The following is a 25,390-nucleotide window of genomic DNA, read 5'->3' as shown; positions in this document are numbered from 1 at the left end:
ACACGTCCGCGTGCCCGTCCCGCCCGCCGCTCAAGCGGAGGGCGTGGCGTCGGCGGACGAGGCCTGCGCGCCACGCGCGTCGGCGGAGGAGGCCTCCGCGCCGCGCGCGTCAGCGGACGGGTCGGTGGTGGGCTGGCCCGTCGGCGCCGTGGACTCGCCGGAGGACTCCGTCGTCGGATCCCCCGTGGGTGTCGTCGGCTCCTCGGTCGGCTCCGGCATGGGCTCCGGGTCGGCGGTGGCCGTCGGGGATTCGGCGGTGGGGGACGGGCTGGGCTCGTCCGAGGCCGACGGGCTCGGCTCGCTGCTCGGCTCCTCCGACGCGCTGGGCTCCGGCTCCGAGGCGGGCTGGGAGGCCTCGCGGGTCGGCGCGGCGTCGGACCCGCCGGTGGCCACGATCAGCTGCACGTGCGTGTCATAGCGGTGACGCTCGCCCTCGCCGGGCACCACGCGCACCACCTCGCCGTCGGCGCCGTCGGCGGACGGGTCGTCCACCCGGTCCACGGTGAAGCCGCGGTCGCGCAGCGTCTGGATCGCGCTGTCCACGGGCTGGCCCACGAGACCCTCCGGGATGACGCCCTCCCCGGTGGAGACGGCCAGCGTGACGGTCTCACCGCGCTGCAGCGCCCCCACGGGGTTGATCTCCTCGACGGTGCCCTCCGGGCTCTGCGCGTCGCGGTCCTCCTCGCGCACCGCCAGGCCGAGGCCCTCGAGCTCGGCGCGCACCTCGCTCACGGGGCGACCCTTGTACGCCTCCGGGTCCACGTTCACGGACGACTCCTCCTGCGAGGTCGCCGGCGCCGAGCCGCCGTCGCCGCGGCCACCCGTGAGCAGCGGCCACAGCAGCGCCCCCAACAGGGCGAACACCACGAGACCGAGCAGCGCCCACAGCGGCCAGGGGTTGGCGCGTCGCCGGCGGGCGGGCGCGGAGCCGCCCCCGGCGGGCGGGCCCGGGTCCACGACGTCGCCCGGGCGGGTCTGCTGGTCGCGCACGGCGGCGATCTCGTGGTCGCGCGTGCTCGCGCTCGCGGCGGCGCCGGCCGCACCGGCCGCGCCCACGGCCGCCGCGCCGGCGGCGCCGGGGCCGCGGGCGTCGTCGTCGGTGCGGGGCTGGGCCGCGGTCACCGGCAGCGCCGCGGTGGCGGGGGAGCCGTCTGTCCGGGTGCCCTCGGCGCGGGGATGGGTGGTGCGCATGCCGTCGTAGTCCAGGGGAGCGGTCTCGGCGCCCGAGGGGTCGGCCACGCCCTGCTCCTCGAGGAAGATGGCCAGGCCGGGCACGGCCTCCACGGCGCCGCGGGTGTCCTTGCGACGCAGCGCGTCGGCGGCCTCCGAGAGCGCGGTCGCGTCCGAGGGCCGCTCCTTGGGGTCCTTCGAGAGCATGCACATGATCAGGGCGCGCACCGGGGCCGGGACGGTGTCCGGCAGGGGCGGCGGGGTGTCGTTGACCTGGGCGAGGGCGATCGCGATCTGGGACTCGCCCGTGAACGGGCGATGCCCGGCGAGGGCCTCGTAGCCGATGATGCCCAGCGAGTAGAGGTCGGAGGAGCCGGTGGCCTGCTGCCCCGTGGCCTGCTCGGGCGCGAGGTACTGGGCGGTGCCCATCACCTGGCCGGTGGCCGTGAGCGGGACCTGGTCCGCCAGGCGCGCGATGCCGAAGTCCGTCACCTTCACCCGGCCGGTGGGCGTGATCATGAGGTTGCCGGGCTTGACGTCGCGGTGCACGAGCCCCTGGGCGTGGGCCGCCGAGAGCGCGGCCGCCGTCTGCGCGATGATCCGCAGGGTCCGCTCGGGGGAGAGCACCTTCTCCTTCTCGAGGATGGAGGACAGCGGCTGGCCCGGCACGAGCTCCATGACGAGGTAGGCGGAGCCCTTCTCCTCGCCGTAGTCGTAGACGTTGGCGACGCCGGGGTGGTTCAGCAGCGCGGTGTGCTGAGCCTCCGCCCGGAAGCGGCGCAGGAAGTTGGGGTCACCCGTGTACTCCTCCTTGAGGATCTTCACGGCGGTGATCCGGCCCAGGACCTTGTCCCGGGCCTTCCACACCTCGCCCATGCCGCCGATCGCGATGCGATCGGTCAGCTGGTACCTGCCCCCGAGGGTGATGCCCGATGTCGGCCTCATTCCGTGACCACCGCTTCCATGATTGCCTTCATGCCACTGACGATTGTCTGATGTCCAACCCCCGGCGGCTCGTCCTCCACCACGATCGTCACGGCCGCCCGGGGGTTCTCGCTCGCGTCGAAGCCGGTGATCCAGGAGTGCACGTTGCCCGTGTCCCCGACCTCGGCCGTGCCCGACTTCGCCGCGATCCGCACCGTGTCCGACTGCACGGATCCCAGGATGCCGTCCTCCACCGCCGAGACCATCATGTCCGAGACCTGCCCGGCCACCTCGGGGGTCGTCGCCCGGCCGCGCTCACGGGGGCTGAACTCCTGCACCGTGGTGAGGTCCGAACGGCGGACCGCCTTGATCAGCTGCGGCTCCATGACCACGCCGTCGTTCGCGATGCCGGCGGCCACCATGGCCATCTGCAGCGCGGTGGCCTGCACGTCCCGCTGGCCGATCGAGGACTGCGCCAGCGCGGCGTCGTCCAGGTCGGAGGGGAACACGGAGCCGGTCACGGGCAGCGGGTAGTCGAAGGAGTCGTTGAAGCCGAACCGCTCGGCGACCTCCCGGATCCGGTCCTGGCCCAGCTCGACGGCGGCCATGGCGAACGGCGTGTTGCAGGACTGCGCCAGCGCCCACGTGAGGGTCTGACGCCCCACGGTGTTGCACGGTGAGCCGTCGTAGTTGGGCAGCTCCGTGGTCGTGCCGGGCAGCGTCCACGCGGCGGGGATGTCCACCGTCCCGTCCGGGGTGTAGTCACCGGACTCGAGCATGGCCACCGCGTCGATCAGCTTGAACGTGGAGCCGGGGGACACGAGCTGCTCCGCGGCGCGGTTGCGGTATGCGCTGGCGCCGGGGATCTGGTCGATCGCGGCCATGGCCGACTGCGCCTCGGCCGGGCTGTGTGAGGAGAGCGCGTTGGAGTCGAAGCCCGGCTTCGACACCATGGCCAGGATCTCGCCCGTCGTCGGGTCCGTGACCACGGCGGAGGCGCGCACGCCGTCCGGGAGCGCGTCGTACGCCAGACGCTGCAGCTCGGGGTCGATCGTCAGCTCCACCTGGTCGCCCTCGGGTGTGGCACCCGTGATGATCTCCATGGCGCGGTCCACGAACTGGGACGTGGGGGTGCCGGAGAGCTGCTCGTTCATGGCCGCCTCCAGCCCGTCGGTGCCGTAGGTGAGCGAATAGAAGCCCGTGAGCGGGGCGTACAGCTCGGTCTCGTGGTAGACGCGCTGGTAGTGGTACGCGTCGCCGGAGGGGACAGACTCGGCGATCGGCTCGCCGTCCACGAGGATCGGCCCGCGCGGGGCGCCGAACTCCAGGAACATCTGCCGAGAGTTCAGGGCGTGCGTCTTGAGCTGGTCAGCGGCCAGCACCTGGATGACGGACGCAGCCAGCGCGAGCACGAGGAGCATGGCCGCCATGACGGTCCACGTGCGTCGGATCGCCTCGTTCACCGCTCCTCACCTCCTCCCGGGGGCACGGCGGCCGCCGGGAGCGCCGTGCCGGGGTCGAGGTGGCCGGCGCCGGGCCCGGACGCGTTGACCATCCCGTCCACGACCACGGGCCGGCGGGCGGCGTTCGAGATGCGCAGCACGAGCCCCACGATGATCCAGTTGGCCAGCAGCGAGGAGCCGCCGGCGGCGAGGAACGGCGTCGTGAGGCCGGTGAGCGGCAGCACGAGGGTCACGCCGCCCATCACCACGAACACCTGCCACGCCATGGTGAAGGCCAGGCCGGAGGCGAGCACCTTGCCGAATGCGTCGCGCACGCCGAGGGCGGCGCGCATCATGCGGGTGACGAGCAGGAGGTACAGGACGAGCACGGCGGCCAGGCCCACGAAGCCGAGCTCCTCGCCGATGGCCGTGAGGATCATGTCCGAGAAGGACAGCGGCACCTGGGTGGGGTTGCCCGCGCCCAGGCCGGTGCCCATCAGCCCGCCCGAGGCCATCGCGAACAGGCCCTGGACCACCTGGTAGGAGCCGCCGAAGTCGCGATGGTAGATCTCGGGGTCGAAGGCCCTCAGCCAGATCTCGAACCGGGCGGTCACGTGCGGCATGAACAGGAACGCCAGCGCCGCGCCGAAGGCGATCAGGCCCAGGCCGAGGAGGATCCAGGAGGCGCGGGACGTGGCGATGTAGAGCATCGCCATGAACATGCCGAAGAACAGCAGGGCCGAGCCCAGGTCGCGCTGGAACACGAGCACGCCGAGCGCCAGGAGCCAGCCGGCCAGCAACGGGCCGAGGTCCCGGGCGCGGGGGAAGGTCACCGGGCCGACGCGGCGGCCGGCCAGCAGGATCAGGTCGCGGTTCGCGGAGAGGTAGCCGGCGAAGAAGATGGCCAGCGTGATCTTGGCGATCTCACCGGGCTGGAAGGTGCCGAAGCCGACGTCGATCCAGATCCGCGCCCCGTACATGCTCAGGCCCAGCCCGGGCACGAGCGGCAGGAGCAGCAGCACGCCGGACGCGGCGAGGAACAGGTAGGGCCAGCGCCGCAGCACCCGGTGGTCGCGCACCAGGAACACCAGGGCGGAGGCCACCACGATGGCCAGGACGGACCACGCGAGCTGCGAGGTGGGATTGGCCATCGCGGCGTCCTGGCTCAGCCGGTGGATCATGGCCAGGCCCAGCCCGTTGAGCAGGGCGGTGATCGGGAGCATGAACGGGTCCGCGTAGGGGGCGCGCAGCCGCAGGACCACGTGCAGCACCAGGGTGGCGGCCCCGAAGATGCCCAGCGGCACCCAGGCGGTGGAGTCCAGCGGGGCGTCCGTGCCGATCATGCCCAGCAGGTCCGCCCCCAGGGCGATGGCCAGGGCGGCCAGCAGCAGGACCAGTTCGATGTTCCGGCGCGGGCGTGCGGGGGAGATCACCTCGGTCACGGGGCCTCACCTCCCGTCGCGCTCGGGGACGACGCCGGGCTCGTCGGCGCGGCGGAGCCGGACGCGTCCGAGGGGCGGGCGGAGGACGACGACGGCGTCGTGCTCGGCCGGGCCCGCTCGGAGGGCTCACCGGCGGGGGCGGGGGCGTCCGGGTGCAGCGAGTCGCGCAGCTCGCCGACGATCTGCTCCGCATGGTCCACGTCCCGGGCGGCCATGCCGGCGTTCACGCGGTCGCGTGCGTACGCGGGCAGCGCGTCCACCGGGAGGTCGGTCTGCCGGTCCACGTGGGACAGCTCGAGCGGGCCCAGCCGCTGGGAGACGCCCTTGAACACGGCGATCCGGCCGTCGTTGGCCCCCACGTAGTACTGCGTCTGGGTCCACAGATAGCCCCATACGGCCACGGCCGCGAGGGTGAGGGCGAGCAGCGTGGTGAACACGGGGATGAACCAGCCGCGGCGGTACTGCACCGGGCGGTCGTCCTTCCCACGCCGCCGACGCGCGGCCCCGTCCTCGGAGCCGCCGGCGGGCCCGGAGGTCACCGGGGACGGGGTGGCGGCCGTGGTCGACGCCTCGGCGGCCTCGTCGGACGGGCGGTCGGCGGCGGTGGCGGCCGGTGTGGCGGCGGCGGAGGAACCGGCCGCGGCCGCGGTGCCGCTCGGCGCGGCGGGCGGGGCGGACGCGTCCGGGCGCGGGGCGGCGTCGGCGGCGGGGCCCGGCCCGTCGGTGAGGACGGCCGCGGTGCGCCGGGGACGGTTCTCCGGCACGGGCGTCTCGCCGAGCAGGGCGGCGGCGCGGCGGCGCGTGGAGCTGCGCGTGACCACGGGGATGCGATCGGTCTTCACGGCGTTGGAGGCCGCGCCGACGAGCAGGTGGGGCCGTGCGTCGAGGTCCTCGCGCAGCAGCAGACCGGAGACCGGGCCGACCTCGGGCGGGTGGGCCGCGGCCAGGGCCTGCTCGGACAGGTGGACGTCCGGGACGGGGGCCAGCTCCTCCGCCGAGCCCTCCGCGATCTCGAACGCCACCACGGTCACGTTGTCCGGGGCGCCGCCCTTGAGGGTCAGGTCCACGAGGGTGTCGACGGCCTGGTTGAGAGCCTCCGAGTCCCGCAGCACCTCGTGGATCTTCTCGGGGGAGACCACGTCCGTGAGGCCGTCCGAGCAGAACAGCCAGCGCTCTCCGGGGGCGACGGGCACCTCGAACACGTCCAGCTCGGGAGAGGCGTCCACGTCGCCCAGCACGCGCATGAGCACGTTCTTGTTCGGATGGAACGGGGCCTCCCCGGCCTCGAGGCGCCCCTCGTCCACGAGCTTCTGCACGAACGTGTGGTCCGTGGTGACCTGGCAGAACTCGCCGTCCACGAGCCGGTAGGCCCGGGAGTCGCCGATGTGCGCCATGTACAGCGTGGTCCCCGCGAGCAGGCCGGCGGTGCACGTGGTGCCCATGCCGGCGAGCTTGGGGTTGGCGTGCACCAGCTCGTTGAGGATCAGGTTGGCGTTCTGGATCTCGTCCGGCAGCACCGTGGCCGGGTCCTCGTAGCCCACCGCATCCAGCGGGGCCAGGTCCAGCACCGTGGACGCACTCGCCACGTCGCCGCCCACGTGCCCGCCCATGCCGTCCGCGAGCACGGCCAGGTGACGGCCCACGTAGGCGGAGTCGTCGTTCTTGGCACGGACGCGGCCGACGTCGGAGCGGGCGGCGTAGCGGAGGACGAGGGTCATGGGTCAGGCCTCGAGCTCCATGACGGTCTTGCCGATGCGGATGGCCGTGCCGGGGCCCACGGGCAGCGCGCGGGTCACGGGGGCGCCGTTCACGTAGGTGCCGTTCGTGGAGCCGAGGTCCTCGAGGAACCAGCGGGTGCCCTGCGGGAACAGCCGGGCGTGGCGGCCGGAGGCGTAGTCGTCCACGAGCACCAGGTCGGCGTCCTGGGCGCGGCCCATCAGCAGGGGGCGGCCCTCCAGGGCGATGGTCTGCCCGGCCTTCGGACCCTCGACCACCCGCAGCGTGCGGGACAGCCGCGGGGCCGGCGTCGTCGGCGCGGACGCGGCGGGGGACGGCGTCGACGCGGGCGCGGGTCGGTCGGCCGCGGACGAGCCCGCCCCGGCGACCCCGGCCGCGGGCACCGCGGTGACCAGGCCGGCGTCGCGCTGGGCCTGCTGGAGGCGCGTCTTGTTGCGTCGGCCGACCACGAGGTCGCGGCCCTGCGCCATGACGATGGAGATGATCAGCACCCACAGGGCCAGCAGCAGGCCCATGCGGAGCACGGCGACGGCGAGCTCGCTCATGCGCGGCCCCCCGTCCCGCCGAAGAACAGCAGCTCGGTCTGGCCGACGGTCACCACGTCCCCGTCGCGCAGGGTGACGGAGCCGTCCACGCGGCGGCCGTTGACGAGCACGCCGTTGCGGCTGCCCAGGTCCAGGAGCGTGACCGTGGAGCCGACGGTGAGCAGGCGCAGGTGTTCGCGGGACACCGAGGAGTCCGGGATTACGAGGTCGGCACGCTCGGCCGAGCGGCCGAGGATGAGGTCGTCCCCGTCCAGGGGGAGCATGCGGCCGTCCAGCTCGAGGGCCGGGCCGGCGGGCTCGGCCACGGGGCGGCCCATCACGACGGTCGGCTGGTCGGCGTGGGCGGGGGCGGCGGGCGCGGTCGGGGCGGCGGCCCGGCGGGGCGCCGGACGGGGCCCGACGCGCGGGGCGGGGGAGGGCTTGCGGGGCGCGGCCGCCGGCAGGTCCTCGACCAGCCGGTCCGGGGCCGCGGCCGAGGCTCCCGGGCCGTGGGCGGTGGCGGGCGAGGCGCCGTCGTCGTGGGGGGCCGGGGCGGTGAGCGAGCCGTCGTCCAGGCGGGTGACCACGCGCAGGTCCCCGGCGCGCACGTCCGCGTCCGGGTGGAAGGCGACCCGGACCGTGCCGGGCAGCGCATAACCCTGGGAGTCGGCGTGGCGGATAACCTCATCGCACAGCTCGCTGGCGAGGGTGGACCCCCACGAGCGGGCGCGCTCGAAGTCGGCGGGGGAGAAGTGGACCACGTAGCTGTTGGGCGCGACCGTGTGGCCCTCGGACAGCGCGAACGACTCGTCGTCCATCGCCTGCCGCAGGGCCGAGGCGATCTCCACCGGCTTGACCGCCCGCGGACCGCCGGCCGAGAAGGCCGAGCGCACGACCCGCTCGAGGCCGCGTTCGAGGTTGTCCAGAAGTCCCACGACGGGGCCCCTTTCCACAGTTGTCCGTCCCGATACTACGGGCCGGGCTGGGAGACCGCCGAGAACAGCGGGATTCTGCGGGGTGGAGCGCGGGTGGGAGAGGTGCTGGAGGGGCGAGCTGCCGGCGTGGCGGGGACGCGGGGGTGGGCGTCGGGGCCGATTTGCACGCCCGGGCGGGCGGGGGTTAGAGTATTCCTCGCTGCCTGTGACGGTCGCCGGATGTCCGGAGCCGAGATCAGGAAGCCGCTCGCGCGAGTGGCGGAATTGGTAGACGCGCTGGCTTCAGGTGCCAGTGTTCGCAAGGACGTGGGGGTTCAAGTCCCCCCTCGCGCACCGAGGACGAAGGCCCCGGAACCGTGTGGTTCCGGGGCCTTCGGCGTTCCCGGGCTGGTCCCCACTCACCGTTTGAGGGCGGTTTCGGGCGGTATCCACGCCGAATACCGCCCGAAACCGCCCCCAAACGCCGCGGGGTGGGCCGGGCGCAGGGCCGCCCGCCCGACGCCGGCCCTCACGGCTTGACGCACACCACCGGGACGCGCGCCTCGAGGATGATCTGCTGCGCGGCCGATCCCAGCAGCAGCTTGCCCACGGGGGAGCGGTGCTTCACGCCCACCACGATCCGGCTCGCGCCCACGCGCTCGGCGTGCTCGAGCAGGTCGCCGACGGCGTCCCGGCCGCGCTCCTGGGCGTGCGCCACGGACGCGACGACGCCGGCCTCGCGCGCCTCCGCCTCGTCCGGCTCGGTCCCGTCGAGGGAGAACCAGACCACGTCCTCTCCGCGCAGGGCTGCCTCGGCCAGAGCGGCCCGCCAGGCCGCGGCGCTCTCGGGGGTGCTGGTTCCGGTGCTGATGATCGTCATGGGGACCACTGTGCGTCATGGACGCGGCCCCCGTCACCACCCGGACCGGTTGTCGTCGGTCACTCTGCGGACGCAGAGCGCGCGCGGCCCCGGCACACTGTTACCGTGACCTCCACCACTCGCACCTGTCCCCGGCGCCACTCCCTGGCGGCGGGGTGTCTCTGTTAGGAACCGCCATGCCCTCCACCTCCCCCGACGGCCCCCCGCGCCGACGCACGGGGATCGGCCGGATCGTCTTCAGCGTGATCGCGGTGCTCACCGTGCTCGCGGCCTCCGCCTTCTCCATCCGCTCGGCTTCGGGAGGGAACGACATCCGCACCAACCTGACCCTCATCGCCCCCGCGGCCGCCGGCGGCGGCTGGGACTCGTTCCAGCGCGAGCTGCAGCAGACCATGCGCGTCAACGGGCTCGTGAACAACGTCCAGGTGGTCAACATCCCCGGCGCCGGCGGCAACATCGCCCTCGGTCAGCTGACCACGCTCGAGGACGCGAACAACCTCATGGTGGGCGGCACCGGCCAGATCGCCGCCCACGCGGCCCGTGGCACCGGCCCCGAGCTCTCCCAGGTCACCGCGGTCAGCCGCGTCGTCGAGGAGTACAGCCTCGTGGTGGTCCCGGCGGACTCGCCGTACCAGAGCATGGACGACCTGGTGACCGCCTGGCGCGCCGATCCCGCCCACGTGGCGTGGACCGGCGGCGGCTCCTTCGACCAGCTCGTCATGGCGGACATCGCCCGCACGGCCGACGTGCCGGTCGCGGACACCACCTACATCCCGTCCGACGGCGGCGGTGAGGCCATCCAGGCCCTGCTCAACGGCACCGCCCAGGCCTCCGCCGGCGGCTTCGCGGACATCTACCCGCAGGTCGAGGCCGGCCGACTGCGCGCCCTCGGCGTGGTGGCGGCCGAGCCGCTGGCCGGCGTCGAGGAGATCCCGACCCTGCGCTCCCAGGGCTACGACGTCACGCTCACCAACTGGCGCGCCCTGTTCGTGCCCCCGGGCGTCTCCGCGGAGGAGCGCACCGAGCTCGAGGCCCTCATCGCCGAGGCGGTCGACACCCCCGAGTGGAAGGAAGCGGTGCAGCGCAACTACTGGAACCCCGTGCCCCTCTCCGGCGCCGAACTCGAGGAGTTCATCGCCGCCGAGAAGGAGCGCATCGGCACGCTGACGGAGGAGATCAAGTGAGCCACGCATCCACCGTCCCCCCCGCCGCCGACGCCCCCTCCCGCTGGGGACGCGCCGCCGGGCTCTCCGCGCTCGTCATGCCGGCCGTGCTGGCCGCGTTCAGCCTCTACCTGCTGCTGGGATCCCTGGCCATGGACACCGAGGGCGCCGACTTCCCCGGCCCGGACTTCTTCCCGCTGATCCTCGCGGTCGCGGGCCTCGTGATCGCCGCCGCGCTCGCAGTGGAGGTCGTGCGCGTGCGCCAGGCCCCTGAGGGTCAGGCCGACGCGGACGGCGAGGTCGGCCAGGCGGCCGGCCCGCTGACCCTGTTCCACTCGGACTTCGGCGCGCTGGCCTGGTGCTTCCTCGGCTTCCTCGCGTTCGCCGTCCTGCTGCCCTGGCTGGGGTGGATCCTCGCCGGGGCGCTGCTGTTCTGGTGCGTCACCCGCGCGTTCGGCGCCCCGCACCCCGTGTTCGACATCCTCGTCGCCCTGTTCGTCTCCTCGCTGGCCTACCTCGGCTTCGCGGTGGCCCTGGGCCTGACCCTGCCCTCGGGCATCCTGGGAGGTGGCTTCTGACATGGAGACCCTCGGACTCCTCATGGAGGGCTTCGCCGGAGCCCTCACCCCCATGAACCTGCTCTGGGTGGTGCTGGGCTGTCTGCTCGGCACCGCGGTCGGCGTGATGCCCGGACTGGGCTCCTCGATGGCCGTGGCCCTGCTGCTGCCCATGACCTTCGCCCTCGAGCCCACCGCCGCGTTCATCATGTTCTCCGGCGTGTACTTCGGCGGCCTCTTCGGCGACTCCACGATGGCCATCCTCATGAACACCCCCGGCCAGGCCTCGGCCATCGCCTCCACGTTCGAGGGCCACCGCATGGCCCAGGACGGCCGGGCGGCCCAGGCCCTGGCGACGGCGGCGCTCGGCGCCTTCATCGGCGGCATGGTGGCCTCGGTGTGCGTCGTGTTCCTCGCCCCCGTCCTGGCGGAGTTCTCCACGAGCTTCGGGCCCGCGGAGTACTTCGCGCTCGCGCTCTTCGCGTTCGTGGCCACCTCCTCGGTGGTCGCCGACTCGGTGCTGCGCGGCCTGGCCTCCCTGGTGCTGGGACTGGGCATCGCCGTCGTCGGGATCGATGCGGTGACCGGCACCGAGCGCTTCACGATGGGCTCCCCGCAGCTGTTCGACGGCATTCCGCTCGTGACCGTCACGGTGGCGATCCTCGCGCTCGGCGAGGTGTTCCACGTAGCCTCCCGGGTGCGCCGCGAGCACGAGGACCTGCGCATCCGTCGCACCGGCCGGCCGTGGCTGTCGGGCGCCGAGTTCCGCGAGGCCGCCCCGGCGTGGCTGCGCGGCACGGCGATCGGCCTGCCGTTCGGCATCGTGCCGGTGGGCGGCTCCGAGGTGCCGACGTTCCTGGCGTACTCGGCCGAGCGGCGCCTGGACCGGCGCCGGGCGCATCCGCAGTTCGGCCGCGGCGCGATCCGCGGGCTGGCGGCCCCCGAGGCCGCGGGCAACTCGACCACCGGCATGGCGATGGGTGCCCTGCTCACGCTCGGCCTGCCCGTCTCCGCGACGGCGGCCATCATGCTGGCGGCGTTCCGCCAGTACGGGCTGCAGCCCGGCCCCCTGCTGTTCGACCGCAGCCCGGACCTCGTGTGGGCGCTGCTGGCGAGCTTCTTCATCGCGATGATCGTGTTGCTGGCGATCAACCTGCCGTTCGCGCAGCTGTGGGCCAAGCTCCTGCTCATCCCGAAGCACTACCTCTACGCGGGGATCACGCTGTTCTGCGGGCTGGGCATCTACGCCACCACGGGCGCGGTGTTCGACCTGCTGATGCTCCTGGGGATCGGCGTGCTGGGCTTCCTGATGCGGCGGTACGGCTACCCGCTGGCGCCGCTGATGATCGGCATGGTGCTCGGCCCGCTCGCGGAGACCAGCCTGCGCGACGCCCTGCTCAGCTCGGTCGGCGACCCGGCCGTGCTCGTCTCCACCCCCATCACGTGGGTGATCTACGGGATCCTGGCGATCGTGCTGGCGTTCTCCGTGCGGGCCGCCGTCGTGCGCCGGACGCGCCAGGACGTGTGAGCGGAGGCGGGATCCGCACCCCCGAAGGCAACGCGGGTTGAGTTGTCACCGGTGTGCGGCCTCCGCACCCATGACAACTCAACCCGCGTTTCTGGTGGGCGGCGGCCCCGCTCAGTAGTGGTACGTGTCCGACGGCGCTGTGATCGCGTTGTCCTGGTCCGGGTACCGCGTGGAGTGCACCCCGAACGCGGTGGCCAGCCCGAGGATCTTCTCCGCGCGCGCCTTGCGGGGCAGGTCGGAGCCGTTGCGGATCTCGCCGCCGTCGGCCTCGAAGTCCGCGAGGAACTCGTGGGCCCACGCCAGCTCCTCCTGGGACGGGCTGAGCCCCTCGTTCACGGCCGCGCACTGCTCCGGCGCGAGGCACAGCTTGCCGGTCATGCCGAACTCCGCGGTCACCGCCGTCGCCTCGGCGAGCTTCACGCCGGTGGAGCCCACGGTCGGCCCGTCGATCGCGCCCGGCAGCCCCGTGGCCCGCGCCGCGATCGTGAACTGGGACCGCGTGTACGCCAGCGCCATCGGCGACTCGCCCAGGCCGGTGTCGCGGCGGAAGTCGCCGATCCCGAAGGCCAGCCGGAACGTGCCCTTCGCGGCGGCGATCGAGTCGATCCGCTGCAGCCCGCGCGCCGTCTCCACGAGCGCCACGACGGGCACGCCGGGCAGCCGTCGGGCGGTCTCGTTCACGTGGTCCGTGGACTCCACCATCGCCAGCACGACGCCGGCCAGGCCGCCCTCGGCGACCGGCCCGCCCAGGTGCGCGGGCAGGGCCGCGGCGAGCGCCTCGACGTCCTGCTCCCACCACCGCGAGCCGTAGCCGTTGAGCCGCACCCAGCCGGTGTGCCCGGAGGTCAGCCAGGCGACGGCGTCCGCGCGGGCCTGGTCCTTGTCCTTGGGGGCCACGGCGTCCTCGATGTCGAGGATGACGATGTCCGCGGCCGAGTCCTCGGCGGGCTGGAACCGTTCGGGCTGGGCGGCGTTGACCAGCAGCCAGGAGCGGGCGAGCTCCGGATCGATGCGCTGGCCGGGCACGGGCTGGAACGCGGGGGAGGGGGTGATCGCGGCGGGCAGGGTCACGGTCATGAGGGGCTCCTTCACGGGGCTGGGGCGTCGGGCCGAGGTCGCGGGCGGGGTGCCTCGCGCGGCGGACGGCCGGGGGACGGACCAGGTGGGCCCTGAGCGAGCGGCGTCGGTTCGACGCCGAAGGGCGCCGCGGGTGTGCGGCGCGTCCACAGCACAGTACACGCCACCGTGTCCGACGTCACCCGGGTGGGCGTGGATCTCGGCTGAGAAGGGGTGACGGGTGCGGGGGGAGCGCGTAGCGTTCATCGCGGTCCGGACGGCGTCGGCCGCGCAATGGGGCGCGGCCCTCCGCGCGTCGGTCGGGCCGCGACACATTCCTTCCCACCGGACCACGAGGACGCTCAATGACGAGGATCCCCGCCGAGGACGAGGCCGTGACGGCGCCGTCCTCCCCGCTCGACAACGCCCTGGCCCAGCTCTCCGCCGCCGTGAAGACGCTCGGCTACGACGAGGGCCTGCACCAGATGCTCGCCGCCCCCCGCCGCGAGATGGCCGTCTCCATCCCCCTGCGCCGCGACGACGGCTCCACCGAGGTGCTCCGCGGCTACCGCGTGCAGCACAACTTCTCCCGCGGCCCGGCCAAGGGCGGCGTGCGCTTCAGTCAGGACGTGGACCTGGACGAGGTCCGCGCGCTGGCCATGTGGATGACCTGGAAGTGCGCCCTGCTGGACGTGCCCTACGGCGGCGCCAAGGGCGGGGTGACCATCGACCCCCGCCAGTACTCGAAGGCCGAGCTCGAGCGCGTCACCCGCCGCTACACCTCCGAGATCCAGCCGATCATCGGCCCCGAGGTGGACATCCCCGCCCCGGACGTGGGCACGGACGAGCAGACCATGGCCTGGATGATGGACACCTACTCGGTGAACGTCGGCCACACCACGCTCGGCGTGGTCACCGGCAAGCCCGTCTCGCTCGGCGGCTCGCTGGGCCGCGCCTCCGCCACCTCGGCGGGCGTGGTCCACGTGGCGCTCGCCGCGCTCGAGCACCTCGGCATCGAGCCGTCGCAGGCGACGGCGGCGGTCCAGGGCTTCGGCAAGGTCGGCGCCGGCACGGTCGAGCTGCTCGAGGCGGCCGGCGTGAAGGTCGTGGCCGTGTCCGACCAGTACGGCGCCGTGCGCGACGACGAGGGCCTGCACTACGACGCCCTGCAGAAGCAGCTCTGGGACACCGGCTCCGTGAAGGACACCCCCGGCACCGAGCCCATGGACGCGGACGAGCTGCTCGAGATGGACGTGGACCTCGTGGTCCCGGCCGCCGTGCAGTCCGTGCTGACCGAGGAGAACGCCCCGCGCGTGCGCGCCCGGCTGGTCGTGGAGGGCGCCAACGGCCCCACCACGGGCGAGGCCGACCGCATCCTCGAGGAGAAGGGCGTCCTGGTCGTCCCGGACATCCTGGCCAACGCCGGCGGCGTGATCGTCTCCTACTTCGAGTGGGTCCAGGCGAACCAGGCCTACTGGTGGAGCCGCGAGGAGGTGGACGAGCGCCTGAAGCGGCGCATGGTCGCCGCATGGAAGGCGGTGCTGGCCACCTCCGAGAGCCGCCGCGTGAGCCTGCGCGAGGCCGCCACCCTGACCGCTGTCCAGCGCGTGGCCGAGGCCCACCGCACCCGCGGCCTCTACCCGTGACGGGGGGCGGCCCCGCCGCCTGACCCCGTCCGGCCGCCCGAGCGCGGCCCCGCTGCCCGACCGCGGGCCGACGGCCCGGAACCCCGGAGGTTCCGGGCCGTCGTCGTGGGCGGACGCGGCCTGATGTGCCCCCGGACCGTGACCTCCGTCTCTATTTCGAATTTTGACGATCAAGCGTGGACGGCCTGCCCGGATGATGTTTGAATTTGAAACAAGTTCGGAGGCCGAGGAGCCGCCGCCCCCGCCGCGGCCCACCCCGGACACACCAGACAGACCCGCTTCAGAAGGAGCACCCCATGCACGCCATCACCACCGGCACCTGGAATCTCGACGCCGCCCACTCGGACGTCGACTTCGTCGTCCGCCACGCGGGCATCTCCAAGGTCCGCGGCACCTTCCACGCCGTGGAGGGCCAGCTCGCCATCGCCGAGCAGTTCGCCCAGTCCTCCGTCGACGTGACCGTCGACGTCGCCTCCATCAGCACCAAGAACGAGGGCCGCGACGGCCACCTGCGCTCCGACGAGTTCTTCGACGTGGAGCAGTTCCCCACCATGACCTTCCGCTCCACCGAGGTCCGCGGCGAGCCCGAGGAGTTCACCCTGGTCGGCGAGCTGACGCTGCACGGCGTCACCCAGACCGTGGAGCTCGAGGCCGAGTTCGGCGGCCAGGACAAGGACCCCTTCGGCGCGACCCGCGTGGGCTTCGAGGCCACGGGCGAGATCTCCCGCAAGGACTTCGGCCTGACCTGGAACGCGGCCACCGAGGCCGGCGGCCTCCTGGTCTCGGACAAGGTGAAGCTCGAGATCGGCGCCGCCTTCGTGCTGCCCGAGGCCGACGCCCAGGCCTGAGCCTGAGCCGACCTCGCGCGGCGAGACCGGGTCCCTCGATGAGGGGCCCGGTCTCCTCGTAGGGTGGGGCCCATGATGGCTTCGAAGACCCCGCACCAGAACGTCACGTTCGACCTGCCCACCAAGGACGCCGGCCAGGACGGCGACCGGACGGGCCACGGCTACCTCGCGCTGCCCGCCGCCGGGAAGGGCCCCGGCGTGATCGTGATCCAGGAGTGGTGGGGTCTGGTGGACCACATCAAGGACGTGTGCGACCGCCTCGCCGACCTCGGCTTCGTCGCGCTCGCCCCGGACCTCTACGGCGGCTGGATCGCGCACGACGGCGACGAGGCCGGCGAGATGATGCAGAACCTGCCCGCCGAGGAGGGCGCCCGTCAGCTGGCCGGCGCCGTCGACTGGCTGCTCGCCCGGGACGAGGTGACCTCGCAGACCGTGGGCGCGATCGGCTTCTGCATGGGCGGCGGCTTCGTGCTCGCCCTCGCGGCCCAGCAGGGGGACAAGGTCTCCGCCGCCGTGCCGTTCTACGGCGTGGGCCAGGGCGTGCCCGGCGACTTCTCCGGCGTCACCGCCGCCGTCCAGGGCCACTACGCCGAGCAGGACGACTCCTTCCCCGTCGAGGATGCGCGGAAGCAGGAGCAGCAGATCCGTGAGGAGTCCGGGGCCGACGTCGAGTACTTCTACTACGACGCCCCGCACGCCTTCCACAACGACGAGAACCCCCAGGGCAACCACCGGCCCGAGGCCGCGGCCCTCGCCTGGGACCGCGCCGTCTCCTTCCTGAAGGAGAAGGTCCGCTGAGCGGCTCCCGTGGCGGCCGGGGCGGGAAGTCCCGCGCGAGCAGGGGCGGCCCCGCCCGGTCCACCCGCTCCGGCGGGCGCGGCGTGGCCAAGGGCGTGAAGCCCGCGGGCCGTGCCGGGGGCGAGGGCCGGCGTCGTCCCGCGCCCGCGCCGCCGGCCGACCTGCCCGTCCCGCCCGAGACCCTCTTCCTGGCCACCATCCCCGGGGCCACGCCGTCCACGTGGGTGGAGCGGTTCACCACGCGCCAGCGCACGGTGCAGCTCGTCAACCACGACGACGCGGCCCAGCTGGCCCACCTCGCCCACGACGACGCCGGTCAGCCCCGCCACTTCCTGCCGCAGCTGGGCTACGTGCGGCGCCGACGCGACGTGCCCGCCGAGGAGTTCCTGCGCGCCGGCGGCGTCGACCCGCGGCACGTGCACCTCGTGGGCGTGTACTCCGAGCTGCCGGTGGTGTGCGTGGGCAGGGATCACCTGCTCGCCGCGTGGGACGTGGGCGCGGACGGCCCGGTGCCGCCCGCCGAGCTCGACCCGGACGAGGAGCTGGATCCCGCCCGCTTCGCCCCGGCCCCCAGCGCGGAGCCGATGGACGCCGCCGAGCTGCCCGGGGCGGGCGAGCGTATGGCGCTGGAGATCGCCGCGTCCGGCGCCGGCCACGTCGTGCTGCCGATGTCCGTGGCCCGCATGTTCGGCCGCAAGGACGTGATCGTGCTGCCGCTGGCCTCCACCCTCGACGACACCGTGGGCCTGTCCCGCGCCGACCGCGAGGCCGCCGCCACGCGGGCCGCGCTCGCGGACGAGCAGGCGCGGGCGGAGGCGGAGGCGGGCGCCGCCGTCGTCGACGGGCCGGATCCCGAGCGCCACGGCGACGACGACGCCCGCCACCCCGGCTGGGACGTCGCCCTGGCCTGGCTCAAGGCGGCCGACTCGGAGCTCGTGCAGGCGTTCGTGGGGGTGGCGCGCGGGCGGCGGGGCGCCAGCTCGCGCTGAGGGCGGGCGCGCCTATGCTCGGAATGAGCCGCATCACACTCAAGGAGGGCGCATGTCCGAGCATCAGCAGCACGTCGGCCGCCGGGACCCCCGGATCAGCGACGAGGCCATCGAGCGGGGCCGCCGCGCCCACGAGCTCGACCGCGCGCACGTGTTCCACTCGTGGAGCGCGCAGCGCAACCTCACACCCATGACCATCCTCGACGCCGAGGGGTCGTGGGTGTGGGACGGCGAGGGTCGGCCCATGGTCGACTTCAGCGGGCAGCTCGTCTTCACGAACGTCGGCCACCGCCACCCGAAGATCGTGGCCGCGATCCGCGAGCAGGCCGAGACGCTGGCCACCGTGGCCCCCCAGCACGTCAACGACGCCCGGTCCGAGGCGGCCCGGCTGATCACGGAGCGGCTGCCGGAGTCCATCAACCACGTGTTCTTCACGAACGCGGGCGCGGAGGCCAACGAGCACGCGGTGCGGATGGCACGCCTGCACACGGGCCGGCACAAGGTGCTCTCCGCGTACCTCTCGTACCACGGCGCCACGCGCCTGACGGCGAACCTGACCGGCTCCCTGCGGCGCGTGGGCTCGGACTCGGCCTCCGACGGCGTCGTGCACTTCCAGCCGGCGTACACGTACCGCTCCGCGTTCGGCTCGGAGAGCGACGAGCAGGAGGCCGAGCGCGCGCTGGCCCACCTGCGCGACGTGATCGAACTCGAGGGCCCCTCCACCGTGGCCGCCGTGATCCTCGAGGCCGTCCCCGGCACCGCGGGCATCTTCCTGCCGCCGCCCGGCTACATGGCCGGCGTCAAGGAGCTGTGCCGTGAGCACGGGATCCTGCTGATCATCGACGAGGTCATGGTCGGCTTCGGCCGCGTGGGCGAGTGGTTCGGCCACCAGCTGACGGGCGTCACCCCGGACATCGTCACGTTCGCCAAGGGGGTCAACTCCGGGTATGTGCCGTTGGGCGGCGTCGCCATGAGCGACGACGTCTACGAGAGCTTCGCGACCACGCCCTACCCCGGCGGCCTGACCTACTCGGGCCACCCCCTCGCGTGCGCGGCCGCCGTCGCCGCGATCACCGCGATGGAGGAGGAGGGCATGGTCGCCCATGCGAAGCGCATCGGCGATCAGATCATCGGGCCGCGCCTGGCCGAGATCGCCGCGGCCCACCCGAGCGTGGGCGAGGTGCGCGGCGCCGGCGCGTTCTGGGCCGTCGAGCTGGTGAAGGACCGGCAGACCCGGGAGCGGCTGGCCCCGCTCGGTCAGGTGGCGCCCGTGATGGGGCGGATGATGGCCGAGGCGAAGGACCGCGGGCTGCTGCTGTTCATGGCCGAGAACCGGTTCCACCTGTGCCCGCCGCTGAACATCTCGGACGAGGACCTGCGCTTCGGCCTCGACGTGCTCGACCAGGTCCTCGCCCTCGCCGACGAGGAGGTCGCGGCCGGCTGACGGGGCCCGCCCCCCGCCCCGCCTCGCCCTGCCCGCCCCCGCCCAGCGTTTTCGAACGTGAAAGGGGGGTTCTCAGCGCTTTCGGTCGTGAGATTGGCCCTATCTCACGACCGAAAGTGCGCGTGGCGCGGGATCGGGGTCAGCCGAGCCGGCCGGCCTCCGAGGCCTCGAACTCCTCCTCGTCCTCGGGCACCGGCTCGGTGCCGCGGGCGCGGGCGATCGCCGTCATGAGGTGGTACACCACCAGGGCGGCGACCGTGCCGAGCGTGATGCCGCCGAACACGAGCCCGCCGACCACGAGCTGGGGGTCGGCGATCGCGATGATCAGGCCCGCACCCGCCGTCATGAGGTTCACGGTGTTGGAGAAGTCCACGCGGTTCTGCACCCAGATGCGCACGCCCATCATGCCGATCATCCCGTAGAGGATGATGCCCGCGCCGCCGGCCACCCCGGCCGGGATGGTGGCGACGGCGGCCCCGAACTTCGGCAGGAACGCGAGGGCGATCGCGGTCAGGCCGGCCACCCAGTACGCCGCCGTCGAGTAGACGCGCGAGCTGGCCATCACGCCGATGTTCTCCGCATACGTGGTGGTGCCGACGCCGCCGCCCGCGCCGGAGAGCATGGTGGACAGGCCGTCCGCGATCAGGGCACGGCCGGTGAGCGGGTCCAGGTCGCGCTTGGTCATCAGCCCGACGGTCCTGACATGGCCGATGTTCTCCGCGACCAGCACGAGCACGACGGGCAGGAACAGGGGCAGCAGGTCCCAGCGCAGCTCCGGGCCGTGGAAGGGCGGCAGCCCGATCCAGGCGGCCTCCCCGACGGCGGCGAAGTCCACCTGGCCCTGCGCGAGGGCCAGCACGTAGCCCACCACGATGCCCACGAGGATGGACAGGCGGCCCAGGAGCCCCCGGAACGTCACGGCCGTGAGCACCACCGCCAGGGCCGTGCCGAACGTGGTGACCGGCACCTCCTGCATGGCCGTCGTCGTGGCGCCGGCGAGGTTGAGGCCGATCAGGGCCACGATCGTGCCCATCACCGCCGGCGGCATGAGCGCGTGGATCCACCCGGTGCCGGCGCGGTGCACGATCACGCCGATCACCGTGAGCAGCAGGCCCGTCACGAGGATGCCGCCGAGCGCGGCCCCCGTGCCGCCGATCGTGGCGGCGGCCGTCAGCGGTGCGATGAACGCGAACGAGCTGCCCAGGTACGAGGGCAGGCGGTTGCCCGTGATGACCAGGAAGAGCAGGGTGCCGAGGCCGGAGAAGAGCAGCGCCGTCGTCGCGGGCATGCCGGTCAGGGCGGGCACGAGCACGGTGGCACCGAACATGGCCATCACGTGCTGCACGCCGATGCCCACGGTCCGCGGCCAGCTCAGCCGCTCGTCCGGGGCGACGACGGTGCCCGGGGTGATGGTCCGGCCGTCGCCGTGGAGGCGCCAGCCGGGGCCGCGTGAGGGCCGGGTGGGGGTGGGGGACATGGCCGCCTGCCGAGGGGTCGGGGATGGGGGTGTCGGGCGTTTCTCGGGGGCCTGGAAGCCTGCGCACAGCCCCGGTTCTGCGCCGGTGATTAGGGTACCGTGGGGCGCGTGGCTCAGTACTGTGGTGTGATCGGAGAGGCGCTCGTCGACGTCGTGGTCTCGGACACCGCGACCCCCCGGGTGCACGTCGGGGGCAGCCCCCTGAACGTGGCCGTGGGCCTGAGCCGGCTGGAGCGGCCCGTCCTGTTCGCCGGCCGCCTCGGCCGCGATGCGCACGGGGACATGATCGCCTCGCATCTGCGGGAGAACGGCGTGCGCTGCCTGCTCGAGCCGGATGCCGCCGCCACCTCCGTGGCCACCGCCCGCCTGGACCCCACGGGCGCCGCCAGCTACGAGTTCGAGCTGGACTGGACGCTGCCGCCCGCCGCCGCGCTCGCCCGGGACTTCGACGACGCCGCCGGCGGCCCCCTGCACCACATGCATGCCGGCTCCATCGCCACCATGCTCGCCCCCGGCGACGCCGAGGTGATGGCCCTGCTTGAGCGGATCTCCGCGGTCACGACCATCAGCTACGACCCCAACGTGCGGCCCACGATCGTGCCGGACCGGGCGTTCGCCCGCGCCCGCGCGGAGGAGTCCGTGCGGCTGGCGGACGTGGTGCACGCCTCGGACGAGGACATCGCGTGGCTGTACCCGGACCGCCCGCTGCTCGAGTCGCTGCAGGCGTGGCAGCGGATGGGCCCGGCGTTCGTGGTGATGACCCGCGGCGCCGAGGACATCGTGGCCGTCACCGCGCACGGCGTGGTGGAGCGCCCGATCGTGCCCGTGGACGTCGCGGACACCGTGGGCGCCGGCGACTCGTTCACCGCCGCCCTGCTCGCCGCCCTCGACGACCGCTCCCTGCTCGGCGCCGCGAACCGCGGCCGCCTGCACGCGATGGACCCGGCCGACGTCGAGTCGGTGCTGATCTACGCCTCCCGCGCGTCGGCGATCACGGCCTCCCGCCCGGGGGCGGACCCGCCCACGCGGGCCGAGCTGGCGGACTGACCCCACGCCCGCCCGTCCCCGCACGAATCTGTTGCGCATCCGACCCTTCCGGCGGGCGGGGACGCCCCCAGAAGGGTCAGAGACGCAGACGATCCCGGCCGCCTCAGAGCAGGCCCAGCCCTCGCACGGCGTCGCGCTCGGCCTCCAGCTCGGCGACGGTCGCGGCCAGCCGCCCGCCCTCACCCGGCAGCACGGACTCGTCCGGCTCCAGCCCCGGCACGATCCGCCACGCGGTGCCGCCGTCGGACGTCACGGGGAACGAGCTGATCAGCCCCTCCGGCACCCCGTAGGAGCCGTCCGAGACCACCGCGGCCGACGTCCGGCGCGGCGCACCGTCCGCGTCCACACCGGTGCCGAGGGTCCAGTCGCGCAGGTGATCGATCGCCGCGGACGCCGCCGACGCCGCCGAGCTCGCCCCGCGCACCTCGATGATCTCCGCGCCCCGCCTCGCCACGCGCGGCACGAACTCCTCGCCCGCCCACACCGGGTCCACCACCTCGAGCGCCGGCCGCCACGTCCCGTCCACCCGCACGCGGGCGTGGGTGAGGTCCGGGAACTGGGTGGCGGAGTGGTTGCCCCAGATCGTCACGCCGGCCACGTCCGTCACCGCGACGCCGGCCCGCGCCGCCAGCTGCGCCACGGCCCGGTTGTGGTCCAGCCGGGTCAGCGCCGTGAAGCGCTCGGCCGGCACGTCCGGGGCGTGGGCGGCGGCGATCAGCGCGTTGGTGTTGGCCGGGTTCCCGACGACGACGACCCGCACGTCCTGCGCCGCGTGGTCGTTGATCGCCCGGCCCTGCGGCCCGAAGATCCCGCCGTTCGCCTCGAGCAGGTCGCCGCGCTCCATGCCCTTCGTGCGCGGCCGTGCGCCGACGAGCAGCGCGTGCTGGACCCCGTCGAAGGCGCGGGCCGGGTCGTCCGTGACCTCCACGTCGGCCAGCAGCGGGAAGGCCGCGTCGGCGAGCTCCATGGCGGTGCCCTCCGCGGCGCCCAGGGCGGCCGGGATCTCGAGCAGGCGCAGCCGGACCGGGGTGTCCGGGCCGAGCATCCCGCCGGCGGCGATGCGGAAGAGCAGCGCGTAGCCGATGTTGCCGGCGGCGCCGGTGACGGTGACCGTGCGGGGCGTCGTCGACGCGGGGTCCGGGGCGGTGTCCTGTGCGGTGGTCTGCTGTGCGGTGTCCACGCCCCCATCGTGCCCCCGCTCGCCCGCGGAGGACACCCCGGCCCGCCGCACGGCCCCGGCCTAGACTGAGCGCATGCCCGCCCTGCCCCTGCCCTCGCGCCGTCCGCGGATGATCGCGACGGACCTGGACGGCACCATCATCGGGTACCGGCACACGCGGTCGGGGCGCCTGAGCCCGCGCACCATCGCGGCGCTGCGGGACGCCCACGACGCCGGCGTCGAGGTGGTGTTCGTGACCGGCCGTCCCCTCCGCTGGCTCGGCCCGCTGAGCGCGCAGCTCGGCCCCGTCGGCCCGGTGATCTGCTCCAACGGCGCCGTCCTCGTGGACACCGCCACGGACGACGTCCTGATCGCCCACCCCATGCCCGTCGAGGCCGTGTGGACAGCCACGGACCGGCTGCGCGCCCTGGACCGCACCGTGTCCTTCGGCGCCGAGACCCTCGAGGGCTTCTTCTGGGAGCACGCGTTCTCCGAGCGCGCCGAGTTCCGGGCCGAGGTCCACGCGGCGGCCACGCTCGAGGCCGCGCTGCCGGGTCGGCTGGGCGTGGTGAAGCTGCTGGCCCGCTCGGACACCCTGGCCCCGGACGCCTTCCTCGCCGCGGCCCGCGCCGAGCTGGACGAGCTCGTGAGTGCCACGCACTCCGCGCCCGGCATCGCGCTCGTGGAGATGTCCGCCCCGGGCGTGCACAAGGCCGCGACCCTCGCCGAGTTCGCCGCGAGCCGGGGGGTCGCGCCGGTCGACGTCGTCGCGTTCGGGGACATGCCCAACGACCTGGAGATGCTCCAGTGGGCTGGTCTCGGCCTGGCCGTGGCCTCGGGCCATCCGTCGCTGCTGGCCGCGGCGGACGGCGTGGTCGGGGCGTGCGACGACGACGGGGTGGCCGCCACCGTCGAACGCCTGCTGGAGCTGCCCACGGACTGAGCCGCGGGCCACCCCCGGCGGGTCAGAGGAACTCGTACGGGTCGAACGCCTCGACGTCGATCACGCGCAGGCGCGGCAGGGACGAGTCGAACGCGCCCACCGCGTGCTCCAGGTCGAAGAACTCGACCCCGGGGATGCGGCGCAGCTCGTGGGAGAGGAACTCCTCGAAGCCCATGATCCCGGTGCGTCGGCCCGGCGTGGCCGCGAGGTCGGTGAGCTGGGGGGCGAAGTCGGCGTCGTGGCTGACGAGGACGACGTCGTCCTCCCGGCCCAGCAGCGCCTCCGCGGTGCGCTGGATGCCGATGTCCACGACCTTGCCCTCGCCCCGCAGCATGATCGGCTGGAAGCCGAGGGCGGTGAGCGCCTGGACGAACGGGATGGGGATCTCACCGTCGATGGCGAGGAAGAACAGGCCCTTGACCGGCTGGTCCCAGCGGTCCTCGAGGTAGCCGAGCAGGCGCTTCCAGCGTGGCCGCTCGTCGGGCTGGGGGCGCCGCTGCAGGATGGACGTGCCGAGGGTGGCGTCGATGTTCTCGCCGTCGATCAGCAGGTAGGTGGTTCGCTCGCTCACGCTCTCGAGGCTACCCGCTGGGGTGGACGTCGGTCAGCGCGCGCGGTCGAACGGGGCCGTCAGCAGGCGGACGACGCCCTCCAGCGGCCCCGCGCGGAACGGGCCGATACGCACGACGGCCCGCCACAGCAGCGGCAGCAGCAGCGCGCCGGCCACCAGCACGGCCAGGTTGAACCACGTGTCGTCCGTGCCCGTGGCGCTGCGCCACGGCCCGGGTCCGAGCCCCCGCACCCAGCCGAGGTACCACAGGTGCGCCACGTACACGGACAGCGTCATCGCGCCGGGCACGGCCAGCAGCCCGGCCCACCGCGGCGCCAGGGCCGCGCACCCGCCGAGCACGGTCAGCACGAGGCCCGTGTCCAGCAGGGCCTCCGCGGGGGTCGCCGTGTAGGGCACGGGGGCGGCGCCGGTCTGCGTCCGGGACAGGGCGAGCACGACGCCGGCCAGCGCGATCCCCCCGGCCGCCCAGGCGAGCCCCGTGAGCCGTGCGCGCCGGGCCGGGGCCGCCGTCGTCGTGCCGTGGACGGTGGCGACCAGCACCGCCCCCAGCAGCGCCCACGCGAGGAACAGGGGGAGACGGTACGGGCCGTCCGTGAGGAACGCGGAGACCCACGGGGTCAGCGTCGCGCGGCTCAGCCCGAGCGCCTGCGCGGCGGGGAGGAGCCGGTCGACGACGTCGGCCGTCGGTGTGGCGGCGAGCAGGAGGCCGCCTCCGCCGGCCAGGACGGCGAGCACGAGGTGCGCGGCGAGGGGGAGGGCGGCCAGCAGTGCCATGAGCACCGTGAGCACAGCCAGGTGCGCCAGCACGTTCACGACGGCCGCCCCGAAGAGCCCGGTCAGCCACGCCGCCCCGCACAGGGCGGCCGCCCGCACAAGCGCGCGGGGCACGGCCCGGCCACGGCCCAGCCACTCCGCCTCGAGGCGCGCGCCCACGCCCACGAGCGCCGCGAACAGGGGCGCGGTGAGGTGCTCGGAGAGGTGGAGCACCCCGTCCGGGCCGCCGGCGGGCGCCGTGTGGGCGACCATCATCGCGACCAGGGCCAGGCCGCGCGCGACGTCCACCCAGACCAGGCGGCCCCGGGCGGTGTGGGTGGCGGCGGGAGCGTGGGAGGAGGGGGCGGGCACGGCGAC

General features: G+C 74.0%; 22 protein-coding genes and 1 tRNA gene. 11 read left to right on the top strand and 12 right to left on the bottom strand.

Annotation, left to right across the window (positions count from 1 at the left end; all coding sequences use genetic code 11):
* Positions 1 to 30: 30 nt before the first annotated feature.
* The 6 genes from OVA32_RS01500 to OVA32_RS01475 are packed head-to-tail and all read right to left on the bottom strand — an operon-like array spanning position 31 to position 8,174.
* The gene (locus OVA32_RS01500) at positions 31 to 2,115 is read right to left on the bottom strand and encodes a protein kinase domain-containing protein (RefSeq protein ID WP_144918967.1); all 2,085 of its coding nucleotides are present in this window, start codon (positions 2,113 to 2,115) and stop codon (positions 31 to 33) included.
* Positions 2,112 to 3,557, bottom strand: coding sequence for a peptidoglycan D,D-transpeptidase FtsI family protein (locus OVA32_RS01495; protein WP_144918966.1), 1,446 nt, complete (start codon positions 3,555 to 3,557; stop codon positions 2,112 to 2,114). Before OVA32_RS01495 ends, OVA32_RS01500 begins: the two co-directional genes overlap by 4 nt.
* Positions 3,554 to 4,978, bottom strand: coding sequence for an FtsW/RodA/SpoVE family cell cycle protein (locus OVA32_RS01490; RefSeq protein ID WP_185194604.1), 1,425 nt, complete (start codon positions 4,976 to 4,978; stop codon positions 3,554 to 3,556). The genes OVA32_RS01495 and OVA32_RS01490 overlap by 4 nt, the downstream gene beginning before the upstream one ends.
* Positions 4,975 to 6,696 (bottom strand): PP2C family protein-serine/threonine phosphatase, encoded by a 1,722-nt coding sequence (locus OVA32_RS01485; RefSeq protein WP_185194605.1) that lies wholly within the window; start codon positions 6,694 to 6,696, stop codon positions 4,975 to 4,977. The genes OVA32_RS01490 and OVA32_RS01485 overlap by 4 nt, the downstream gene beginning before the upstream one ends.
* A 3-nt stretch (positions 6,697 to 6,699) precedes the next feature.
* Positions 6,700 to 7,260, bottom strand: coding sequence for an FHA domain-containing protein FhaB/FipA (locus tag OVA32_RS01480; RefSeq protein WP_041103487.1), 561 nt, complete (start codon positions 7,258 to 7,260; stop codon positions 6,700 to 6,702).
* Positions 7,257 to 8,174 (bottom strand): FhaA domain-containing protein, encoded by a 918-nt coding sequence (locus tag OVA32_RS01475; protein WP_185194606.1) that lies wholly within the window; start codon positions 8,172 to 8,174, stop codon positions 7,257 to 7,259. Before OVA32_RS01475 ends, OVA32_RS01480 begins: the two co-directional genes overlap by 4 nt.
* Before the next feature lie 249 nt (positions 8,175 to 8,423).
* On the opposite strand from OVA32_RS01475, the gene OVA32_RS01470 reads away from it, so the two are divergent.
* Positions 8,424 to 8,507 (top strand) — tRNA-Leu (locus OVA32_RS01470).
* 175 nt (positions 8,508 to 8,682) lie between these two features.
* Here OVA32_RS01470 and OVA32_RS01465 read toward each other — a convergent pair.
* Positions 8,683 to 9,033 (bottom strand): universal stress protein, encoded by a 351-nt coding sequence (locus OVA32_RS01465; RefSeq protein ID WP_041103511.1) that lies wholly within the window; start codon positions 9,031 to 9,033, stop codon positions 8,683 to 8,685.
* A 176-nt stretch (positions 9,034 to 9,209) separates the two neighbouring features.
* On the opposite strand from OVA32_RS01465, the gene OVA32_RS01460 reads away from it, so the two are divergent.
* The 3 genes from OVA32_RS01460 to tctA are packed head-to-tail and all read left to right on the top strand — an operon-like array spanning position 9,210 to position 12,281.
* Positions 9,210 to 10,217, top strand: coding sequence for a tripartite tricarboxylate transporter substrate binding protein (locus tag OVA32_RS01460; RefSeq protein WP_115165583.1), 1,008 nt, complete (start codon positions 9,210 to 9,212; stop codon positions 10,215 to 10,217).
* Positions 10,214 to 10,774 (top strand): tripartite tricarboxylate transporter TctB family protein, encoded by a 561-nt coding sequence (locus OVA32_RS01455; protein WP_115165582.1) that lies wholly within the window; start codon positions 10,214 to 10,216, stop codon positions 10,772 to 10,774. Before OVA32_RS01460 ends, OVA32_RS01455 begins: the two co-directional genes overlap by 4 nt.
* 1 nt (position 10,775) lies before the next feature.
* The gene (gene tctA / locus OVA32_RS01450) at positions 10,776 to 12,281 is read left to right on the top strand and encodes a tripartite tricarboxylate transporter permease TctA (RefSeq protein ID WP_002858211.1); all 1,506 of its coding nucleotides are present in this window, start codon (positions 10,776 to 10,778) and stop codon (positions 12,279 to 12,281) included.
* A 111-nt stretch (positions 12,282 to 12,392) separates the two neighbouring features.
* On the opposite strand, the gene OVA32_RS01445 is transcribed toward tctA, so the two are convergent.
* Entirely contained in the window at positions 12,393 to 13,358 is a 966-nt protein-coding gene (locus tag OVA32_RS01445) for an HpcH/HpaI aldolase/citrate lyase family protein (RefSeq protein WP_044659844.1), read from the bottom strand.
* Positions 13,359 to 13,702: 344 nt separating this feature from the next.
* Here OVA32_RS01445 and OVA32_RS01440 point away from each other — a divergent pair, with 344 nt between their 5' ends.
* The 5 genes from OVA32_RS01440 (at position 13,703) to OVA32_RS01420 (ending at position 19,062) form a co-directional block, all read left to right on the top strand.
* On the top strand, positions 13,703 to 14,983 hold the full coding sequence (locus OVA32_RS01440; RefSeq protein ID WP_063189184.1) for a Glu/Leu/Phe/Val family dehydrogenase: 1,281 nt from the start codon (positions 13,703 to 13,705) through the stop codon (positions 14,981 to 14,983).
* 296 nt (positions 14,984 to 15,279) lie between these two features.
* Complete coding sequence (locus OVA32_RS01435; RefSeq protein WP_063189182.1) at positions 15,280 to 15,831, top strand: YceI family protein; 552 nt, start codon at positions 15,280 to 15,282, stop codon at positions 15,829 to 15,831.
* A 72-nt stretch (positions 15,832 to 15,903) separates the two neighbouring features.
* Positions 15,904 to 16,629, top strand: a complete 726-nt coding sequence (locus tag OVA32_RS01430; protein ID WP_063189180.1) for a dienelactone hydrolase family protein — start codon at positions 15,904 to 15,906, stop codon at positions 16,627 to 16,629.
* Between the two features lie 83 nt (positions 16,630 to 16,712).
* The gene (locus OVA32_RS01425; RefSeq protein ID WP_144859600.1) at positions 16,713 to 17,618 is read left to right on the top strand and encodes a hypothetical protein; all 906 of its coding nucleotides are present in this window, start codon (positions 16,713 to 16,715) and stop codon (positions 17,616 to 17,618) included.
* A gap of 52 nt (positions 17,619 to 17,670) precedes the next feature.
* Positions 17,671 to 19,062: an aspartate aminotransferase family protein gene (locus OVA32_RS01420; RefSeq protein ID WP_257746730.1), complete on the top strand. Its 1,392-nt coding sequence runs from the start codon at positions 17,671 to 17,673 to the stop codon at positions 19,060 to 19,062.
* Positions 19,063 to 19,201: 139 nt separating this feature from the next.
* Here OVA32_RS01420 and OVA32_RS01415 read toward each other — a convergent pair whose 3' ends face one another.
* Complete coding sequence (locus OVA32_RS01415; protein WP_095353476.1) at positions 19,202 to 20,539, bottom strand: uracil-xanthine permease family protein; 1,338 nt, start codon at positions 20,537 to 20,539, stop codon at positions 19,202 to 19,204.
* Between the two features lie 126 nt (positions 20,540 to 20,665).
* On the opposite strand from OVA32_RS01415, the gene OVA32_RS01410 reads away from it, so the two are divergent.
* A complete protein-coding gene (locus OVA32_RS01410; protein ID WP_036337149.1) occupies positions 20,666 to 21,586 on the top strand; it encodes a carbohydrate kinase family protein in 921 nt (306 codons plus the stop codon).
* Positions 21,587 to 21,689: 103 nt separating this feature from the next.
* On the opposite strand, the gene OVA32_RS01405 is transcribed toward OVA32_RS01410, so the two are convergent.
* Positions 21,690 to 22,766: a malate dehydrogenase gene (locus OVA32_RS01405; RefSeq protein WP_036384991.1), complete on the bottom strand. Its 1,077-nt coding sequence runs from the start codon at positions 22,764 to 22,766 to the stop codon at positions 21,690 to 21,692.
* A gap of 73 nt (positions 22,767 to 22,839) precedes the next feature.
* Here OVA32_RS01405 and OVA32_RS01400 point away from each other — a divergent pair, with 73 nt between their 5' ends.
* Entirely contained in the window at positions 22,840 to 23,688 is an 849-nt protein-coding gene (locus tag OVA32_RS01400) for an HAD family hydrolase (protein WP_036316534.1), read from the top strand.
* A 22-nt stretch (positions 23,689 to 23,710) separates the two neighbouring features.
* On the opposite strand, the gene OVA32_RS01395 is transcribed toward OVA32_RS01400, so the two are convergent.
* Positions 23,711 to 24,259, bottom strand: a complete 549-nt coding sequence (locus tag OVA32_RS01395) for an NYN domain-containing protein (protein ID WP_002858225.1) — start codon at positions 24,257 to 24,259, stop codon at positions 23,711 to 23,713.
* A 33-nt stretch (positions 24,260 to 24,292) separates the two neighbouring features.
* Positions 24,293 to 25,384: a hypothetical protein gene (locus tag OVA32_RS01390; RefSeq protein WP_248086601.1), complete on the bottom strand. Its 1,092-nt coding sequence runs from the start codon at positions 25,382 to 25,384 to the stop codon at positions 24,293 to 24,295.
* Positions 25,385 to 25,390 lie beyond the last annotated feature (6 nt).

It is taken from the genome of Micrococcus sp. SL257, from assembly GCF_026625585.1.
Classification (GTDB): Bacteria; Actinomycetota; Actinomycetes; order Actinomycetales; family Micrococcaceae; genus Micrococcus; species Micrococcus luteus.
The sequence above is the reverse complement of the archived record's forward strand: the minus strand, read 5'-3'. Positions and strand labels throughout refer to the sequence as shown.

Excerpts from the sequence above, each read along its gene's own strand:
- OVA32_RS01500 (WP_144918967.1), bottom strand. The coding sequence starts at position 2,115 with ATGAGGCCGACATCGGGCATCACCCTCGGGGGCAGGTACCAGCTGACC.
- OVA32_RS01485 (WP_185194605.1), bottom strand. The coding sequence starts at position 6,696 with ATGACCCTCGTCCTCCGCTACGCCGCCCGCTCCGACGTCGGCCGCGTC.
- OVA32_RS01480 (WP_041103487.1), bottom strand. The coding sequence starts at position 7,260 with ATGAGCGAGCTCGCCGTCGCCGTGCTCCGCATGGGCCTGCTGCTGGCC.
- OVA32_RS01465 (WP_041103511.1), bottom strand. The coding sequence starts at position 9,033 with ATGACGATCATCAGCACCGGAACCAGCACCCCCGAGAGCGCCGCGGCC.
- OVA32_RS01460 (WP_115165583.1), top strand. The coding sequence starts at position 9,210 with ATGCCCTCCACCTCCCCCGACGGCCCCCCGCGCCGACGCACGGGGATC.
- tctA (WP_002858211.1), top strand. The coding sequence starts at position 10,776 with ATGGAGACCCTCGGACTCCTCATGGAGGGCTTCGCCGGAGCCCTCACC.
- OVA32_RS01445 (WP_044659844.1), bottom strand. The coding sequence starts at position 13,358 with ATGACCGTGACCCTGCCCGCCGCGATCACCCCCTCCCCCGCGTTCCAG.
- OVA32_RS01440 (WP_063189184.1), top strand. The coding sequence starts at position 13,703 with ATGACGAGGATCCCCGCCGAGGACGAGGCCGTGACGGCGCCGTCCTCC.
- OVA32_RS01435 (WP_063189182.1), top strand. The coding sequence starts at position 15,280 with ATGCACGCCATCACCACCGGCACCTGGAATCTCGACGCCGCCCACTCG.
- OVA32_RS01430 (WP_063189180.1), top strand. The coding sequence starts at position 15,904 with ATGATGGCTTCGAAGACCCCGCACCAGAACGTCACGTTCGACCTGCCC.
- OVA32_RS01420 (WP_257746730.1), top strand. The coding sequence starts at position 17,671 with ATGTCCGAGCATCAGCAGCACGTCGGCCGCCGGGACCCCCGGATCAGC.
- OVA32_RS01415 (WP_095353476.1), bottom strand. The coding sequence starts at position 20,539 with ATGTCCCCCACCCCCACCCGGCCCTCACGCGGCCCCGGCTGGCGCCTC.
- OVA32_RS01400 (WP_036316534.1), top strand. The coding sequence starts at position 22,840 with ATGCCCGCCCTGCCCCTGCCCTCGCGCCGTCCGCGGATGATCGCGACG.